At 46.8% G+C, this 19,132-nt stretch carries 9 protein-coding genes; all 9 read right to left on the reverse strand.

What is annotated here, in order from left to right; translation table 11 throughout:
- Positions 1-51: 51 nt before the first annotated feature.
- Positions 52-2,007 carry a DNA topoisomerase (ATP-hydrolyzing) subunit B gene (gene gyrB, locus FEM33_RS03940; protein WP_139010802.1) on the reverse strand — a complete coding sequence of 652 codons (1,956 nt, stop codon included), beginning with the start codon at positions 2,005-2,007 and terminating at the stop codon, positions 52-54.
- Between the two features lie 193 nt (positions 2,008-2,200).
- Positions 2,201-3,898: a hypothetical protein gene (locus FEM33_RS03945; protein ID WP_139010803.1), complete on the reverse strand. Its 1,698-nt coding sequence runs from the start codon at positions 3,896-3,898 to the stop codon at positions 2,201-2,203.
- Between the two features lie 214 nt (positions 3,899-4,112).
- Complete coding sequence (locus FEM33_RS03950; RefSeq protein ID WP_139010804.1) at positions 4,113-7,283, reverse strand: PVC-type heme-binding CxxCH protein; 3,171 nt, start codon at positions 7,281-7,283, stop codon at positions 4,113-4,115.
- A gap of 45 nt (positions 7,284-7,328) precedes the next feature.
- Positions 7,329-8,228, reverse strand: coding sequence for a ThuA domain-containing protein (locus FEM33_RS03955; protein WP_201747693.1), 900 nt, complete (start codon positions 8,226-8,228; stop codon positions 7,329-7,331).
- Between the two features lie 249 nt (positions 8,229-8,477).
- Positions 8,478-9,200, reverse strand: a complete 723-nt coding sequence (locus FEM33_RS03960; RefSeq protein WP_139010805.1) for a putative outer membrane beta-barrel protein — start codon at positions 9,198-9,200, stop codon at positions 8,478-8,480.
- Positions 9,201-9,276: 76 nt separating this feature from the next.
- Positions 9,277-10,593, reverse strand: a complete 1,317-nt coding sequence (locus tag FEM33_RS03965) for a vanadium-dependent haloperoxidase (RefSeq protein WP_139010806.1) — start codon at positions 10,591-10,593, stop codon at positions 9,277-9,279.
- Entirely contained in the window at positions 10,593-13,910 is a 3,318-nt protein-coding gene (locus tag FEM33_RS03970; RefSeq protein WP_139010807.1) for a VCBS repeat-containing protein, read from the reverse strand. Before FEM33_RS03970 ends, FEM33_RS03965 begins: the two co-directional genes overlap by 1 nt.
- Before the next feature lie 152 nt (positions 13,911-14,062).
- Positions 14,063-17,374: a VCBS repeat-containing protein gene (locus FEM33_RS03975; protein ID WP_139010808.1), complete on the reverse strand. Its 3,312-nt coding sequence runs from the start codon at positions 17,372-17,374 to the stop codon at positions 14,063-14,065.
- A 165-nt stretch (positions 17,375-17,539) separates the two neighbouring features.
- Positions 17,540-19,105 (reverse strand): SusD/RagB family nutrient-binding outer membrane lipoprotein, encoded by a 1,566-nt coding sequence (locus FEM33_RS03980; RefSeq protein ID WP_310588805.1) that lies wholly within the window; start codon positions 19,103-19,105, stop codon positions 17,540-17,542.
- Positions 19,106-19,132: the final 27 nt, after the last annotated feature.

Consider the following 19,132-nt stretch of genomic DNA (forward strand, 5'->3'; position numbering starts at 1 on the left):
GATGACTGATTTTTACAGCCATCCGTTTCGCATATTTACAGGAACTGACCGCTATACATCAACACGCGCATATTTTGCATTTTTCTCGATAAAATCGCGCCTCGGCGCCACTTCGTCACCCATGAGCATGGAAAATAAATGATCCGCCTCGGCAGCTGATTCCACAGTAACCTGTTTAAGACTTCTGCGCTCGGGGTTCATGGTTGTTTCCCATAATTGTTCCGCATTCATTTCTCCCAGACCTTTGTAACGCTGCACGTTTACAGAATCTTCACGGCCTCCGCCGATTTCTTTGACCGCAGTTTCCCGCTGTGCTTCGGTCCAGCAATATCTTTCCTCCCGGCCTTTTTTCACAAGGTACAGCGGCGGCTGTGCAATGTAGATATAACCGTTGTCAATAAGTATTTTCATATACCGGAAAAAGAAAGTAAGAATCAGCGTCCGGATGTGGCTTCCGTCAATATCGGCATCCGTCATGATCACAATTTTGTGATAACGCAGCTTGTCAATATTCAAAGCCCTTTCGTCACCGTCCTTTCCGATCTGCACACCCATGGCAGTGAACATGTTCTTGATTTCTTCATTTTCGTAGATACGGTATTCCTGCGCTTTTTCCACGTTCAGGATCTTACCGCGCAGCGGCAGTATCGCCTGAAATGCACGGTTACGGCCCTGTTTTGCAGTTCCGCCCGCAGAATCCCCTTCCACAAGGTACAATTCGCATATATCAGGATCCGTTTCAGAGCAGTCGGACAGCTTGCCGGGCAATCCGGTGCCGGTCAGGACGTTTTTGCGCTGCACCATTTCACGTGCTTTTTTAGCCGCGATACGTGCTTTTGCTGCCAGAATGACCTTGTCAATGATAATCCGTGCTTCTTTCGGGTGTTCGTTCAGGTAAGTATCCAGCATTTCCGCAACGACCTGGCTTACAGCGCCTGTTACTTCGGAGTTTCCGAGTTTGGTCTTGGTTTGTCCTTCAAACTGTGGCTCGGCTACTTTAATGGAGATGACGGCTGTCAAACCTTCACGAAAATCGTCTCCGCTGATCTCTACTTTTTCTTTTGCAAGAATCCCGGATTTCTCGGCGTAGTTTTTCAGCGTTCTTGTCAATGCAGCCCGGAAACCGGAAACGTGCGTTCCTCCTTCAATGGTGTTGATGTTGTTCACGTATGAAAACACATTTTCACTGTAAGAAGTATTGTACATCATTGCCACTTCAACCGGAATAACGCCTTTGGCATTTTCCATGTAGATCGGCTCCGGGATCAATGGCTGGCGGGTAGCATCCAGGTAAGTAACAAACTCGTTCAGGCCGACTGTCGAATGAAATTCTTCTCCGCGGAACTTGCCTTCTTCATCCTCTTCCCGCTTGTCTTCCAGCGTAATCCGGATGCCTTTGTTCAGGTAAGCCAGCTCACGCATCCGCGTAGCCACCGTTTCGTACTTGAACTCGGTAACGGTAAAAATGGTATCATCCGGCAGAAAGTGGATCATGGTTCCGGTTTTCTCCGATTCACCAATCACGCGGGTCGGGTACAAGGGTTTTCCTTCGCTGAATTCCTGCTCGAATATTTTTCCTTCGCGGTGCACTTCGGCACGAAGATGTATGGAAAGTGCATTTACGCAGGAAACCCCCACGCCGTGCAAACCTCCTGAAACCTTGTAAGTATCTTTATCGAATTTACCGCCGGCATGCAGCACGGTCAGTACAACTTCCAGTGCTGATTTCTTTTCTTTCGGGTGCATTCCGGTGGGAATACCGCGGCCGTTGTCCTGAACAGTAATAGAGTTATCTTTTTCTATCGTAACATTGATGGTGTCGCAGTATCCTGCCATCGCCTCATCAATGGAATTATCAACTACTTCCCATATCAAGTGGTGAACGCCTTTAAAACCGGTATCACCAATATACATGGCCGGACGCTTGCGGACGGCCTCCAACCCTTCAAGAACCTGTATATTTTCGGCTGAATAACTATTTACTTCAATTACTGTTTCGTTTGACATATAGTTTGTTTTACACTTGGATAAAAAGAACCATTTTCAGGCTTTTTAAGCTTGTAAAGATACGCATTTTCCGGCAGGAATCCAGGTTTTCGGCCGGATTTGTTGCAGCTTCCGGCACAGAATAAAAATATTAAATAACCAATATGGAGAATGCCCGGCTATTTGAATGCCGGGCACTGAAAAGAATAAATTCCTATTTCAGGACTAGGCTTCCGTTTTTTACAGAAAGTTCTTTGTCAAGTCTGTAAAAAGCCATTTTTCCGGCATTCTGCACATTCAGGACCGCAAGCTTGTATATTCCGTTATCCAGATCATCTTCCCGGATCAATGCATGGAAACCACTCTTGAAATAATTTCCTGATCTGACGATTTGCCTGCGGCCTTCTTTTTTCGGATTTGCATTCATCATATAAATCCTTCCGCTGCTGCTATCCTTTAAAACCAGAAAACGGTTATCTGAAAAACGCATCCGCTCCGGCTGCAAATTACTTCTCAGAAAATGGTAATTCAGGTATTCCTTTCCGTCACGCACAGGTCTTTCCACTTTCCAGTCTTCCAGAAAAATGCCGTAATCCGTACCCGGTTTTTCATTGGCAGCAAACATGGAGTCCAGTTGCGCTTTCCGGACAACAGGGTCCGGCAGTTTGAAGAAACCTTTATCATAAGCCGGAAGCAGGTAAAAATTACCATTTCTGACAATGGTTTTTTCTACCGAAAACATATTGCGGTTATACTGCCAGTTATAAACGTCTGCAAGATAAGTCGTCTTTTTGCCGGCGACTATATCCGTATACATGTAATACGAATAGGAGCAATAAAAAATACTCAGAGCGGTCATTGTAAAAAGCATCACTTTCTTCCGGAAAAACGGAAGATAATCCAGCATAAGAATATAGAATATAACCGTTGACAAAGAAGCATAGATCTGGAAACGGCTGGCGATTGTAGTGCCCGCCCACGAGCGGAAAAGCGCAATAACGGTGCTTGTAATGAAGATGAAGGCAAACAATGTCAGCAATTCAATGGTGCCGGGCTTTACAGTAGTTTCTGCATTGAAATAGATCCTGGAAGCTTTAATCAGCAGAAACACCATAAAAGCCGTAATTACCGCGCCCCAGAGTGTCGATATAAAAATCGGATTGGTCCACATGGCAAGCGCGGAACCGACAAATGCAAACAGCGAAGTAAAAAATACAGTTATGCTCGTGGGCAGTTTCACCGCCTGCCCGGATTCATAACCGGCCATATAAATACCCAGACTGATGACCATGACAACGGCAGTAACCGTCGCTTTCTTGAAATCTTTGAAACACAGAAAACAGAATATAATTGCCGGAAATGAAAGAATGCCGTTTCCATGCGTGAATGTTGCCAGAAAGCAGCAGAGCAAAGCGCCGGCAAGAGCCCTGTCGGTTCGTTTTGAAGCTAGCAGGATGGCCGTTACCGTGAATGCAGTCAGATAGGAATGCTGCATGCCGTTCAGCGCCCAGCCTGAAATTTCATGATAAAGCGGGTGAAAAAACAGGAACGGAACCGGTATGAAATAATAGAGCGGAAGCTTTGTTTTCCTGAACTGAAGATATACAAAAAAGAAAATGTAAGTAATATTCAGCAGGACAAGCGCGATGTAAAACCGGAAGTTGAGATGGCCGGCTATTTTGTATTCGGCAAATGCTATAAGCCTGGGAATAACTGCCTTGTGATCATTGAACGTCCTGAAAAGCTCCTTTACAAAACCGGTAAATCCAAGTCCGCCCTGCGTTACTGTTTCCACAAACTGAATCAGCAGGAAATCGTCCTGAAACGGAAAGTTGACTGAAAAGAAGTAATTGTAAAAAAGATTCAGAAAGACAACAAGGCAAATCACAAAACCGGCAAAATAACGAAGCATTTTCAGAAAGCAGGAAGGTATAGTTAGTATTGAAATTCAGGCAAAACTAAATTATTATTATAGCTAATGTAAACAATGTCCTGATTTCTTGCATCCAGTGGCAGTTGACATGCTGCATGATATTTACCTAAGTGCAAAAAAAAGCCGGAGAACGGTGGTTTGTCCACGTTATCCGGCTTTTAATTTTTTGTATAATTTCTAACTAAAATGCATGTTACATGCTTTCCATCGGATGCTCTTTCAGCAACTGATCGGGCGAGTAAAAATCTTTCTTGTTTTCTGTTGCCGCCCTTACTTTGGTCACTTTATCCGGCAATATGGCCGGGCCTTTGTTCCCGAATGAATTTCTGACATAAGTAAGTACCGCAGCCAGTTCCTCATCTTTGAGCAAGCCTCCGAAAGGCGTCATCGGAACTTGTCCCGGATATTTTTTCCCGTTTACTTCAATCGGGCCGAGCAAACCTTTCAGGGCCAGTTTGATCAGGCGTTCATCGCTGCCCATAACCCAGTTGGTTGCCGCCAGCGGTGGAAATCCGGAGGCTGCAAGTCCTTTTCCATCCGGCTGGTGACAAGTTGCGCAGTAACCTTCCTTGGAATAGATTTCCTGGCCCATGGTGTAAAGTTCCAGCTCTTTGCCCTTCAGACCCGATTTGGCAACTACCGTTTTCTCTTTCTTCATGTTTTCTCCTTTCAGGTGCGCCACAGCCGTTTCATAGGCGTGGATTGTCCAGTCGTCCAGCGGCATTTTACTGGCTTCCGCCAGCACGGCCAGTCCTTTTTCCTTTTCAATCCAGGATGCGGCTACGATGGCGACCAGCCTGACCCGGCTGTTTTCATCGCGTACGGCCTGCGTCAGCAATTCAGCCTGATCCGGAACCTGATGACCGGTGTAGCGTACAACCTGAACAGCCGCAGCACGTGCATGATAATCTTTTGCTTTCAGTACCTGTTTCAGCAATTTCTGATCTACTTTGTTCATTCCCCAGCTTACCCAAAGGCCTTCCAGCAAATGATGTTCGTATTTCGGGTCATTTTTATCCAGACCTGCTACCCATGTATTCAGCTTGGAAAGTACTTGTGCAGCGTCTCTTCCTCTGAGTTCGCGGCGGGTTCTGTAACGCGTACGGTATTCCGGCAATTTCAGGTTATCCAAAAGTTCTTCTATGCTTGCGCCGGCCACTTTGGCGGGTTTTACCAGCGGTCGCGAAGGATAAGTAATTCTGTAAACCCTTCCGTGCGAATGGTCGCGCAAAGGATCACGCGCATTGTGCTGCATATGGCCGATGAGGATATTATGCCAGTCGATCAGATAAAGCGAACCGTCGGGTGCAAATTCCATATCGACCGGACGGAAGTTCCTGTCTTCGCTCACAACCAGATCCGTGCGGTGATTGCTTTTGTAGCCGGTTCCGTCATCTTTCAGGGTATGCTCTTTTGTTCCAAGAAAACCAATTGTGTTATTGATCAGGAAATCGCCTTGTATTTCATCCGGAAAATGACGGCTTGAAACAAATTCCAGACCCGAAGTCGGGCGTACGCGGTGCGCTTCTTCGATCAACTGGACGGACTTGTGCGTGGCTTCACCGTAACGCGGCAGAACGCTTCCCGGCATCATCCAGCGTACATCCGGGCTGGAAGTTTCCGCAAAAAACGGCTGCCCCCATTCATCAAATGCAATTCCCCACGGGTTCGGAATCGAAAGCTGCGCAGTACGTTCCAGTTTCTTACGCTGCGGCGCATACCGGTAAAAACCGCCGTTTGTAGCACGAACCGGACCATAGGAAGTTTCTACATTGGTATGCAGGAAAACGCCTTCCCCCGAATAAATGGCACCTGACGGGTCCACTGTAAATGCATGGCTGTTATGGTGCGTATCGTGGTCATCAAAGCCGCTCAGCAGGATTTCACTTTTATCTGCTTTATCATCGCCGTTTGTATCCGTAAACAGTTTGAGGTTGGTTCCCTGAGAAACATATACGCCTTCGGCAGCAATCTCAAAGCCCAGCGGCAAGTGAAGACCGTCGGCAAAAACCGTTTGCTTGTCCGCTTTTCCGTCTCCGTTTGTATCTTCCAGAATAATGATTTTATCGTTTGGCTTTGTATCGCCCGGCTTGTAATGCGGATAGCTGGGCATGGTGGCAATCCACAAACGGCCTTTGTTGTCAAAAGACATCTGCATCGGTTTGGCCAGATCGGGAAATTCTTCTTCCGAAGCAAACATTTCTATTTTATAACCTTCCGGCACTTTCAGCTTTTTCAGCGCGTCCTGCCCGTAAAGGTATTCCAGGCTTCCGTTCTTTTCAGGATTGAAATTGGTTTTCACCGGAGGCAGCGGCCTGGTATTTTTATCCGCAGCGGCTACGTCCATTTTCTCGCCTTTTACAGCCATCCAAATCGCTTTGTCACGGATATCGGTCATTTCTCTGATTTTTTCAATCTCCGCAGGATAATTGTCCGGGCCAAACGGGTTGTAACGCCTTCCGTAAACGTGCACGCCATTGGGGATTTTGAAATCATTATGCCACATCCAGTTCTTTTCCATGACCGCATCGTGAACCAGTTTCCGGTTGGCCTCAGCTTTGGGCGCAACTTTCCCGAAAATCATATCCGTAAGCAGTACGCCGAGTTTTTTATAACCTGCTTCGTTGAGTTGTGAACCGTCGATCGTCAACGGCTCTTTCGAATCGTTGTACCATTTCTGGGAAGGCGTAAATGCGTCTACAAAAAGCACATTGTTCTTGTCGGCAATTTCCTTCATGGCCTTGGAATACATGGAAAGGTTTTCATTTTCCTTCTTGCCGTTCGGAAGGTCAAACTGGCCGGATAAATCTTCAAATGCGATCGGTGAAACAATGGCAAGCTGCGGCGCGGTGCTTCCGTTGTATTTCTGGCTTAATGTGTACTTGATAAAAGCATCCAGCTCCGCCTTGTAATTTTCCAGCCCTTCTTTTCCCTGAAAAGATTCGTTATAGCCAAAAAAAGCAATGATGATATCTGTTTTCAGCCTTGTAAGCCATTGGTCGGGCGTATCAAAATGGCCTTCGCTCTGAGAAGGATTTGCATATTCCGTCTGAAATTTTTCCGCACCCGGAAATGCCCATGGTGAATTTCGGCTGGCATGCGGCCTGAATCCGGGCGTATCGCCGCCGTCGCACATGTTCCGGATGTACAGCATATTGTCCGGATATCTCACCTGCATTTCGGTCTCGAAAGTGCCGTAATTCATCATTCTCGAACCCAGATTATTGCCGAGCAGAACAATGTGGGAACCTTTGGTAACGGTCAGCGGCTCAGACCGCCCGAATTTGAAAGCACTGAATGCAATAACCGCCAGCGCAAACAGCACGAGCGATATACGGATACTGATTTTTTTGGGTTTAGACATTTGTTTTCAAACCTTTAAGTTGGATTTAGGAACTATTTCAATCGTTTATTTTGCTTCTCTGTACGGAACCTGAATGTCCATTTTACCTTTCCATTCCTTCGGGATCTTCATGCCGAGTTCCCAGTGAACGGCGTTGATAATCAGCCGCTGGAAAGGTTCAAGCCGGAAATCTTCCGGATGGCCGAGCGTTGTCATAAATACTTTACCGCCAAATGAATTGGTACCCGTCCAGGCAACCGGATTATCGATGGCTTCCTTGTCCGGATTAACGGATTTTCCCATCAGCAGCCATTGCGAACCTTTTGTCGGGTAATCCGGCAGAACGCGGTAAAGCCATGATTTGGCATGAAACGGCGTTGTAACGCCTGTCAGAATCGGATTTTTGGCCTGCTCGGGAATAACGGTCACGTCCGTACTGCTTTTATGGCCGTAATGCGTATGAGCCGCAGCGCCGCCCCAGCCCGGAGGCGCATTCAGCGCAAATTCACCGAATGCATTCCATTTTTCACTTTCGTCACCTTTTGGAAAATTGAAGGCATGCGTGGAAGTACGGAACCCCATGACGGGCTTTCCCTTTTTCAGGTATGCCTCAATATGCGCAAGCTGATCCTTGGGCAATTGCCGCCAGCGAAGATAAAATACGGCAAGATCGGCTTTTTCAAGCGCTTCAAGGCCCGGAATGTTTTTCTCACTGTTATGATCCGGGTATGCTTTCAGGACGATGGTTTTCATACCGTAATTTTTTTCCAGCTCGGCTGCGATGATCGGCAAGGTTTCCTCACCGCTGTATTCATGATCCCCGGTTACAAACACAACGAGCGGCTGTTTGTCTTTTGATCTGGAAGACTGCGCATTAGCTGTATTTTGAAAGAACACAGAAAAGGCAACAAGCAAATAGGCAAGGAAAGAAACCTTTCGGTTTCCCTGGACAAAAGTTGTATTCATTATGATGGTTTAGAAATAAATGAAGTTAAAAAAAGACCGGCATTTATAAATTAAGGCTGCTACTGATTCAATCTACCATTGCAGATCCGATTTTCGTTCTCCGGCAACGGCGAATTATAGTGAAGACTTTTTTATCCTATTTTTCCCTTACTTTTTTATAAACTTTAAAACGATTTCTGTTCCGGTTTTCGCATGATTTTGCAATGCGCAAAGCTGAATACAGGTCTTTCAGGAAAATAGCCGGGAATTTCAGAAAATTTTGAACCCGAGTGAAACGGAAACGCGCGACAGATCGACACTGTCGTCTTTGGATAAATGCAGTATTTCGGTATTGACGGAAGTTGCCCTTTTCAGCCTGTAAACAGCGCCCATAATGGCGGTTCCTGTCAGGTTCATGGCGAATTTCCTGCTGAAACGGTGTTCAACGCCGGCGCTTATGCCCCAGCCCATTGTGTTAGCAGTGAAATTCAGGTTTTCATTTCCGACAAATGTATAGTTGCGATACGGCTGATAACCAACTAGTAAGGAACTCAGTATGATATTGCGGCCGTTTTTAGAAACGGAACGGTGCGTCACCGAACCGCCGAAAAACTGGATCATCACATCTTCACCCAGATCATTTTCGTTTTCCGCTTTGCTCAGATACCGGTCGTAATGAAGCCCGATACCGAATTTTTTCCAGAAAAAGTAAGTCAGCTCACCGCCAAATGCAATGCCTGATTTCAGGTTTTTCACGTATTTCTGATCTGCGGCATTCAGTCCGATGCCCGAGCGGAAAAGCCTGTAACCATAACCGCCGTTTACGCCGAACCTGATTCTGGAAAGATCTGCAAAAGCGGCTTCTTCTTCCGGCTGGACTGCCGTACTGTCCGGCTCTTTTCTCCATTCCGTTGAAATAACCGCATCCTGTGCGCTTAACTGCATGCAGTTCAGTAGAAATATCAGCAGGAAGACGGAGAATATTCTGTTCATTTTAACATCAATGCGGCATGTCGGTTTCAAAGCTACCAATTTCACAGGAAAATTGCTGATCAATAGGGTTAATTTGTCAGATCAACGGCTTAACACCCTGTTTATGAAGTTTTTCAATAATGAAGCGGGCAATTGCTTTTCCCTGCGCCTGACCGTTTTCAATGGCATCGCGGTAATGTATCCCGCCGTAAAGCCTCGAAATGGCTGCTTCTTCTGCCGCCTGCCGGAATGATCTGAAATCGCGTGTCGGCAAATCGAAAATCACCTCGGTATCGTCCCGGAAAGCAAAGTTGTCGCCCAGAAAGTAAGTCAGCACTTCGGAAACGGAAGTGGAAATCACGCTGTGGCCGCTCGTATATTCCGGAAAAGGCGGCGTTTGCAGAAGCGGCTGCCATTTCGGGTCAATGTACCGGTTAATGACCGTTTCCGGCCGTATTCTGCTGCTTCTGTATTTTTCGTCCCAGCAACTGATAAAGGAATCCATTAACGTGGCGGCAACCAGCGCATGCACCATAATGCCTTTGTCCAGATCCAGGTTGGCTTTGGTCGTTACAATGCCTGTGATATTCATCCAGTGCCCGCCCGGGCTTATTTTCTTGAAACCAATGGACATATGCCCGGAAGTATTGATCGCAAACGGATTGCAATCCCAGTAAGAAGCAATAAACCGTTCTTTTTCATTCATTTTTTTACCCACTGCATACACTTCATGCGCCAGTTTGTAAAATTCGCTGGTGCTGTCCTTACTGAACGCAACCGGAGGTTTCGGCACAAACTGGTTACAGGAATCGATGAGCATCGGCCGGATCGTTTTCCAGTGCGGCTCAATGCCTTCGATGTAGCCCGGCGGTGTCGGGTACCAGTATGCATCGCCTTTTTTCGGTCTGTACCTTACTCTGGTGCTTAATTTCAGATAGCCGTCCGTTGCTGCGTTCGCTGCTATTTTTTTGGAAACTTCCTGTGCGACCGCAATGGCTTCATCGATTTTTTTCTGTGAATGCCCGTCCCTCAGCAATGTAATAACCAGTTTTTTCTGGTCTTCTTCCAGCATATATCCCGACGGCAGAATAAGCCGCCCGGTTTCCAGAATGGCATACAATGCAGCCATGCGGTAATCATACCCTGATGCAGCCTCGATTTTCAGCGGTTCAATGCTTTTGATAAATGCGGTCGGCGAAACGATTTCCTTGTTGTTCTGCGCCACGATTTCATATGCGCCCAGCATGCAGTACGTATAAAACCGGCTGGCGGCAGGCGGGTTCACAACGTCGTGGATCATGACCATGGTAACCGAAAATACCGCCGGCTGCAAGTGCACGCGAATATCGTTCTTTGCCTTTTCTGCAAAAGCAAACTGGCATAAAAACAAAATACAGACTATTATTCCGCGCATTATTTTTTCTGTGTTTTATAAAACTGCAAGGAATGGTTAAATGCCCCGATTACAATACAAGGCGCTTTACCAACCTGCATCCGGACAAGCGATTTTACGTCTCCGTTCACTGACAAACCTGAAACAGACTGATTTACGTAAGTAAAATCACCCTTTCCGTTTCCTTCGAGCAAACAGCCGTAATTGGCATCCATACTGCCGAGTTTCAGCCGGTTATCCGTTTTGTTTCCCAAAAGCAGCAAATCCTTTTTTCCGTCACCGTTGAAATCCTCGGCCAGAATGGAAGTAACGGGCGCAAATTGTGCCTGAACGGGCAATATCTTTTTTTCAAATTTTCCATTTCGCTGAAAATAACAAACAGAACGCGCTTCTTTCACTTCAAGCTTTGTCGCCTTGCTTAGTTCTTCCGCTGAAAAAACGTCCGTAATGGAAGCATTTGCGTAATCTTTATAATATGGAAATTTCCTGCGCATCGGATAAATCTGATCGTTGAGCTCGTCGCGGCTGACGAACGGGTACGATTTTCCCTGAATGTAAAAACTGAAAAACGGATCAATCGAGCCATTCTTGTCAAAATCTGCAAAATAAAGTTCCGCGGGCTCTTTGGCCGAAACCTTGATCTGCGAATTGAGCCCGAGATTTCCGGCCACGATATCCGGTTTGCCGTCCTGGTCAAGATCTTCTATTTTCAGTGCAGACCAGAAACCGGGTTCTTCTTCCTGAAAATACTGCAATGTCTGATCATCAAAATCTTTTCCGTTGTACGAAAACACTTTTATCGGCATCATTTCTCCGCATATAACCAGTTCCGCTTTTCCGTCTGCGTTCAAATCCGTCCATTGCGCGTCCGTCACCATTCCGATCTTGAAAAAAGGCGAATCCTTTACTGTAAACTGCCCTTTTCCGTCATTGACAAGCAGATAGGAAACCGGCGTTTCCGGATAACGGCCCGGAATAATGCGCCCGCCGATGAACAGATCCTGATCGCCATCCTTATCGTAATCAAACGGACGTACGCAGGATTTGCTGCTTGCTTTCAGATTGGGCAATGACAAAACGGAAAGGTTCAGTTTTCCTTTTCCGTCATTGAGATAAATTTCATCCTGAAGAGAAAAGGTGTTGGGCTCAAAAAGGGAATAACCGCCTTTGGCAATGTACAGATCGTCGAAGCCGTCGCCGTTTGCATCCAAAAAAACAGCCGCCGAAGTTGCCGAAACATTTTCGTCGCCAACTGCAAAATCCGGCATTTCACTGAAAGTCCCGCTTGGTTGCTGCAGCCAGATTTTCGCCTGCTTGCTCTGATCGCCGCTGACGAAAATATCTTCCAGTCCATCCTTGTTCACGTCGCCTTTGGCAATCACCGGCCCGGTTTGCGAATACATGGAAAGCATTAGAGGCTGCCGTTTGAAATCGTTTTCATTGAAACCTTCGTGCTGATACGCAACGCCAAATTCCGCCTTTTTGAAAAACGGCTCCGTTTTCGGATTTGCAGCCATGTACTTCTCCGGCCTGTCACTTTTTTCAATGACATGCAGCTGATTGGTTTTCAAATCTTTCAAAACCTGAAAATGATGGTCCGGCCAGATGATTTTTACAGAATCGACGGAAGAACTTTTTTGCAAACCGAAATGCAGCCTCAGCGGCGTGCACGAAAGGTATCCGCGGTTCGGGTTTACTTCCTGATATTGCTGAATGCCTTTTGAAAATACATAAACCTTCGCGCCGACAGCATTTCTGTTGCCTGTTTTTTCCTTTAATTTCAACTGAATCCATGCATTTCCGGATTGCTCTGCACCTGTATTCTGGTAAACAAAAGCCGGGTCATTGATGTTATTTACAACCAGATCAAGGTCGCCGTCATTATCGAGGTCCGCATATACGGCCCCACTTGAAACGGACGGCGTTTGCAAACCCCATTCCTGCTGCATTTTGCTGAAAGTAAGGTCGCGGTTGTTGCGGAAAATATAGTTGGCCAGTTTGGTCGAAGGCATGGCTTTCACCAGATCCATTAACTGTACGGCTTCTTTGTCCACGGCTCTTCGGACCTTGTAATCGCCCCAGTATTTCAGAAAATCCTTGTTGGTATAATCCCGGAAATAACCGTTTGAAACAAAAAGATCCTTGAAACCGTCGTTGTCAAAATCGGCAAAAAGCGGACTCCAGCTCCAGTCGGTATTGGAAACGCCTGAAATCTGCGCGATTTCGCTGAAAGTACCGTCACCATTGTTGAGCTGCAGCATATTGCGCATGTACTGTTTGTAAAGGTTCTGCTTCATCATCAACTCAAAGGATTCGTAATTTTCCTGAAGCTGCAACAGTTTCTGCCGCTGATTATCTTCAGGAAGCATATCCAGCGACATGATGTCGGGCAGGCCGTCGTTATTGAAATCAGCGATGTCAATGCCCATGGAAAACTGCGCAAGGTGCCGGAAATACTGCTGCGTTACTTCCTGAAAAGTCCCGTCCTTTTTATTGATATAGAGGTAATCCGGCTCGTTGTAATCGTTGGTGACGTAGATATCCTGCCAGCCATCCTGATTAACATCCGCAATAGCCATGCCCAGCCCGAATGTCAAAGGATACTGATGAATCCCGGCTTTCTGCGTTACTTCGGTAAAATGATTGTTCCGGTTTTCAAACAGTTTGTTACCCGCCAGTTCGTCCGTTTCCTGCCTGAACTTGGCCAGTTCCATGTTATCAATCTTCTTGACGCTGTGATTCAGCAGCATCATATCCAGATCGCCGTCGTTGTCATAATCAAAAAATGCAGCCTGCGTGCTGTAACTGATGTTATCGAGTCCGTATTCTCTGGACTGCTCAATGAATTTCAGATTTCCCTGATTAATGAACAACTGGTTTTTCCGCTTTTCATCTTCCACTTTACCGGAGTAGCATATATGAATGTCCAGCAAGCCGTCGCCGTTTACATCCGCCATGGTGACGCCTGTTTTCCAGCCGTCCTTTCGTCCTTCCAGCCCTTTTCCGGCCGAGGAAGTTATATCTTTAAACCGCAATGATTGCCCTTTTGTAGCTCCGAGATTGAGATACAGTTTGTTGGCGCCCATGTTGGAAGTGAAGAAAAGATCTTCGAAACCGTCGTTGTTGATATCGCCCGCCGCAACGCCGCCGCCATTGTAGAAATATTCATAAGCCATTACATTCAGCCTTTCATCCTCGCTGATCGTATTTACAAAATCAATTCCGGTTTGTCTGGAATTCAGCAACTGAAACAACGGCTGCTGCGCATTAACAGTAAACTGCTGAACCAACAGAATGACAATCAGAAAAAAAGAATTACAACAGGCTTTTATGTTCATTATGAAAAATGCCGGCGATCAGGAAAAGGAAAGATCTGCTTGTAACTGAAAAAACTTCAACAAAGGTTGAAGTTAAAACTTAGTTAAGTTATTTTATTTGAAAGCGGCAAGAAATTTATATCTCCTGCCGCTCCGGCTTTTCATTTCAGAAATTATTTTTTCAGTTTCATTTTATTTAGCTGAAACGTCTGCAGTTCCGCATTGTTGATCGCTGAAATCAGAAACGTTTTGTCGGCTTGTGTAAACACCGCCAGATCGCGGACATCGCCGTTCACATAAAGTCCGCTTTGTGCCTGCGGTATGTATTCAAACGTCCTATTTCCTTTGTTCACAAAAACCTGTAAAAGGCTTGCGTCATTTTTCCCGATCCTTACTCGCGTTTGTTTCAGGTTCCCGCCAAGCATGATATCCGGTTTTCCGTCGGCATTCACATCGTGCAATGCAATGGCGTAAACCGGGGCAAATTGCGCCTGAACGGGCAGTGCATGAAAAATCAGTTTGCCATTCCTGTTTTCCAGAATACCGCTTCTGAATTCCCTGGCCGTGAGTTTTTGCGCCTGGCTCAGCTTGTCCGACGGCAGGATGTCCGTTAAGGTTGCCTTGGAATACGTGACGTAATTGGAGTATTTCTTTTTCAGGGACGGAATCTGATCAAGTAATTCATCGCGGCTTGCATACGGATATTCCTTGCCGTTTTCCGTAACGCTGATAACCGGAACAATACGCCCAAGATTATCAAAATCGGCGGCATACAGCGATAAACCTTGCGATGAAGTCACGTTCCACTGCCAGTTTGTTCCCATATTTCCGACCACGAAATCCATATCGCCGTCGCCGTCCAGATCGGCCGGCCGGATCACGTTCCAGCAGCCGTTCAGCGCCGACGTTCCCCATGCCGCACTTGCATCGTCCAATTTTCCCTTGTTATTACTGAAAATCTGAATGGGTTTCCAGTCTGAAGTCAGAATCAGTTCGGGAAATCCGTCTTTGTTCAGATCCTGAAATGCCGCATCGGTGATCATGCCTGCGTTTGCAAGCTGCGGGGCTAGTTTCTTTGTAGCATCAGTAAATTTACCTTTGCCTTCATTAACCAGAATCACACCGCCCGCACTTTCAGGAAACCGGCCCGGATTTACTCTGGTACCCAGAAAAATATCCATATCGCCGTCATGATCCACATCGGCAACGGTTACCGCAGAAGCATTTGGCCCAACTGCGGGAAAATCGGCTTTCCGCCACTTTCCGTTATCATTAATATATAAGCGCGGCATCAGCAAAGGATCGCCGGCATTCAGTTCGTAACCTTCGCTGGTCACCAGCAAATCGAAATCCTTATCGTTATCTGCGTCAAAAAAGGCCATTCCGGCATCTTCAAAAGCAGCGTCTTTTTCAAAGGTTTCCTGCGATACTTTCCGGAACGTTCCGCCTTCGCTCATGAACAAAGCGCCGGCTTGCCCGCGTCCGCCGCCGATGTAGAAATCGTCTGTTCCGTCCCCGTTCAGGTCTTTTTGTGCAAGATGCGGCCCCTGATACGTAAGCATGTTTGGCAAAAGCGTCTGGATCCTGAAATCATTGCGCGGATCTTCGGCATGTCTGAAATCAATTCCGTTTGCAGCTTCCCAAAGAACCTGCGGCTTGCTTTCGGAAAAATCCGGACCTTTCCGGGCATCCGTATATTTCAGAACGAGCTGCTTCTCTGCTTTCGGATCTTTTATTGTCTGACTGCTGCCATCCGCCCAAAGCACAGTCAGCGAATCTATTTTCGGGTTATTGCCCAATCCGAAATGAACCGGTTCCCACTGCGCCGACTGAAAACCGCGGACGGGCATAAAGTTCTGCGCTTGTGTCAGTGAATCCGAGTAAAGCGTAATTTTTGTCCCGGCCAGAAAAGCGTACTTTGGCGATTCCAGCTTTATGTTCAGCGACTTGTTCGTCAGCTTGGTTTCTGCATTATTGCGGTACACAAAAGCTTTCTGATTCACATTATTGGTAACCAGATCCAGATCGCCGTCATTGTCGAGGTCTGCATAAATGGCGCCGTTGGACTGGTTATTTTCCTCGAATCCCCACTCCGTTATTCTTTTGGCAAAAGTCAGGTTTTTCCGGTTCTGGAAAATATAATCCGGCTCGTTGATCGGCGGCATTTGCTCGATAATGTCCATTTGCGTGGGCGCTTTGCCGCCTTTTCCGGCTTCCAGCTGAATATCCGTCGAGTATTTCAGGAATTCCATGTTGGTGTAATCCCTTGCATATCCGTTCGAAACAAATATGTCTTTCCAGCCGTCATTGTCAAAATCGGCCATTAACGCCGCCCAGCTCCAGTCCGTATTGGAAACGCCTGCGAGTTGCCCGATTTCACTGAAAACCGGAACGCCGCCGGCATTGACGCCATTGTTCAGCTGCAGCATGTTGCGCATGGTCTGGTCGTGGAAACCCGCCCGTAGCAACTGCTGGTATTTGTCGTAATTATCGTCTCCGGCAGTCAGTTTAATGCGTTCATTGGAAGCAGGAAGCATATCCAGCGTCAGAATATCGGTCAGGCCGTCATTGTTCAGGTCTGCCGCATCCGTTCCCATGGAATACAGCGAAACGTGGCCGGTTGCTTCACGGATTACTTCCCTGAACGTGCCGTTCTTTTGATTGAGGTATAAGTAATCATTTTCATTATAATCATTGGAAATGTAAATGTCCTGCCATCCGTCGTTGTTAAAATCATTGACGTTGATGCCGAGCCCGAAGCTCAGCACGTTGGAAACAATCCCGGACGAATCCGTTACATTGGAAAATCTCCCGTTGTTGTTCTGTAAAAGTTTATTTCCGTATGCTTCATTCCGCTGTTCGCGGTAGCTTCCCAGCAGATTACTGAAACCCGCATATTTCTGAACCGAGTGATTTAAAAGAAAACAGTCGGTATCGCCGTCGCGGTCGTAATCAAAAAAGACGGCCTGTGTCGTGTAAGAACGGTCGTCGAGCCCGTACTCAGCGGCTTTTTCGGTAAAAGTCGGAATGCCGTCGGCCGTTTTTCCATTGTTCACATAAAGCAGCTTGCTTCTCAGTCTGGGGTCCTGAGCGCCTGCCCGGCATACGTAAATATCAATCCATCCGTCGTCATTAATATCCACAACCGAAACGCCTGTTTTCCAGCCTTCATTCAGCGCCGTACCGGATTTTTCAGAAACATCTTCAAAGTTGAAATCGCCCTTGTTGAGGTACAGTTTGTTGGCAACCATATTCCCGGTAAAGTAAAGATCCACCAGACCGTCGTTATTGAAATCGGCTGCCGCCACGCCTCCGCCGTTATAGAAATAGCCGTATTCCAGAACGTTATTGGCTGCATCCTCATCAATAAAGTTATTGAATTCTATTCCGGTATCGCCGGATTTCAGCAGCGTGAAAAGCGTGTCTTTATTTTGGCAGGAAGCAAGCAGGAAGATCAGAAGAACGAGTATGCAGCTTTTTTTCATGTAATCTGTTGTAAACTTTTTTAAGATTAAAAAACGCTGTAAAACCAGCAAACAGGCAGCAGTCCTTGATATATTTTTGATCATTAAAAATACAGTACTTTATAAAACAGCAAAAAGGCAGGCATGTTGCCCGCCTTTTGCCTACACTCAAAGCATTGCCCGAGGTTAGTTTTTATCCCACCACAAAGGCGTACTTGCTTTATCAGGACCACCCAATAATTTTTCGGCTTCCAGAACAGCCGCACCGTTTGTCTGTCTTTCGGAAGTAAGGAAAGGAATCCTTCTGAGGACAGCACCTTTCGGTACATCTTCGTTTTCAGAGTTCACAACCGGATACAGTTTCGGGAAACGGGTTCTTCTGTATTCAGCCCATGCTTCCATACCGTCCGGATACAGCGCCAGCCACTTCTGCGTACCGATTTTTTCACGTTTAACAGCCTCCGAAGCAGCTTCATCCCATTTGATCGGAATGTTGGACAATGCAGGAGAATTCTGCTGATCGCCCGGTGCAACAGGCACTGCGGAGCTGTTGATGTAAGCAGTAACGGCTGCACCTGTAATGCCCCACTGCGCCATGGATGCAGCGATTCCCTTTTCATAAAATTCCTTGGCAGTTCCGCCCATGTTCCAGCCATTCAAGGCACCTTCTGCACGCAGGAAGTAAGCTTCTGCCGAATGCATGATGTCCTGAGGCGTGGTGAAATTCGTGTTCCATGCAGCGCCCGAGCCTGTTACCCATCTTGTACCTACGTTGGAATTATCATTGTTTCCATTTTTCGCAAGCGCCAGTTCAGCCGCAGTCAAACCGTTTCTCAAACCTTCGTAAGTTCCGGTTGCTGTTGCTGGCTGATAGTAAATTCCGATACGCGGATCCGCGTAACCTTTCAGTACCGATTCCATCGATGCACTCATGCGGAATTCGTTCCAGACTGCAATCCGGCTCAACCCGTTGGCATCGTCACCGGCCAGGTTTTTAACCATGTAGGCATCGTCGGCAACATCCGTCATGACACCGCCGGCAACCGCCGCTTCAGCCTGTTTCTTTGCTTCTGCAGGATCCACTTTTGAAATCCTCAATGCCAGGCGCAGACGGAGCGTATTGGTAAATTTCAGCCATTTGGCCGCATCGCCTTTGTAAATAAGATCAAAATTCCCGTACGGTTTGGCCGTTGCATTGGCTTTAAGCGCGTTTGCAGCAGCATCCAGCCTTACAAAAAAGTCTTTGTAAATGTCGCTTTGTGCATCGTACTTCACACTTAAGGCAGGTTTTCCAGCCTCGGAATAAGGAACCGGTCCGTAATAATCCGTCAAGCGGTGAAAAGCATAAACCCACATCACATTCGCCAGCGCATATTCAGCAGATGCCGGGTCGGTTTGTTCAAAAAGCGTTCTCAGCTGCGGTACAACCTGTGTATAAATCGGGTTCCAGTGGCCGGTAAGCCAGTCAAAACGCATGACATACCGGTCGGAAGGGAAATAGGTTGCAGACGTTGCATAGTACTGCGCATACAAGTCGGCAAACAGGTTCTGGGCAATCTGGTACGTACCGCTTGAATAGGAAGCCTGTTGTTCAGCCCTTGAAAAGAGAAACGGCAATTCATCCTCACCCAAAGCCGTCAGTTTGGTTTTGCTGGTATTCATTTCCTCGAAATCACCGGTACAAGCCTGCCAGAGGCCTGCAGAACCCATGATCAATCCTGCAATTGCTATTTTCCTGAATTTATGATTCATTTTCATTTGTTAAATCGAAAGAGTGGT

This window comes from Dyadobacter flavalbus (assembly GCF_006149045.1).
Lineage (GTDB): Bacteria > Bacteroidota > Bacteroidia > Cytophagales > Spirosomataceae > Dyadobacter > Dyadobacter flavalbus.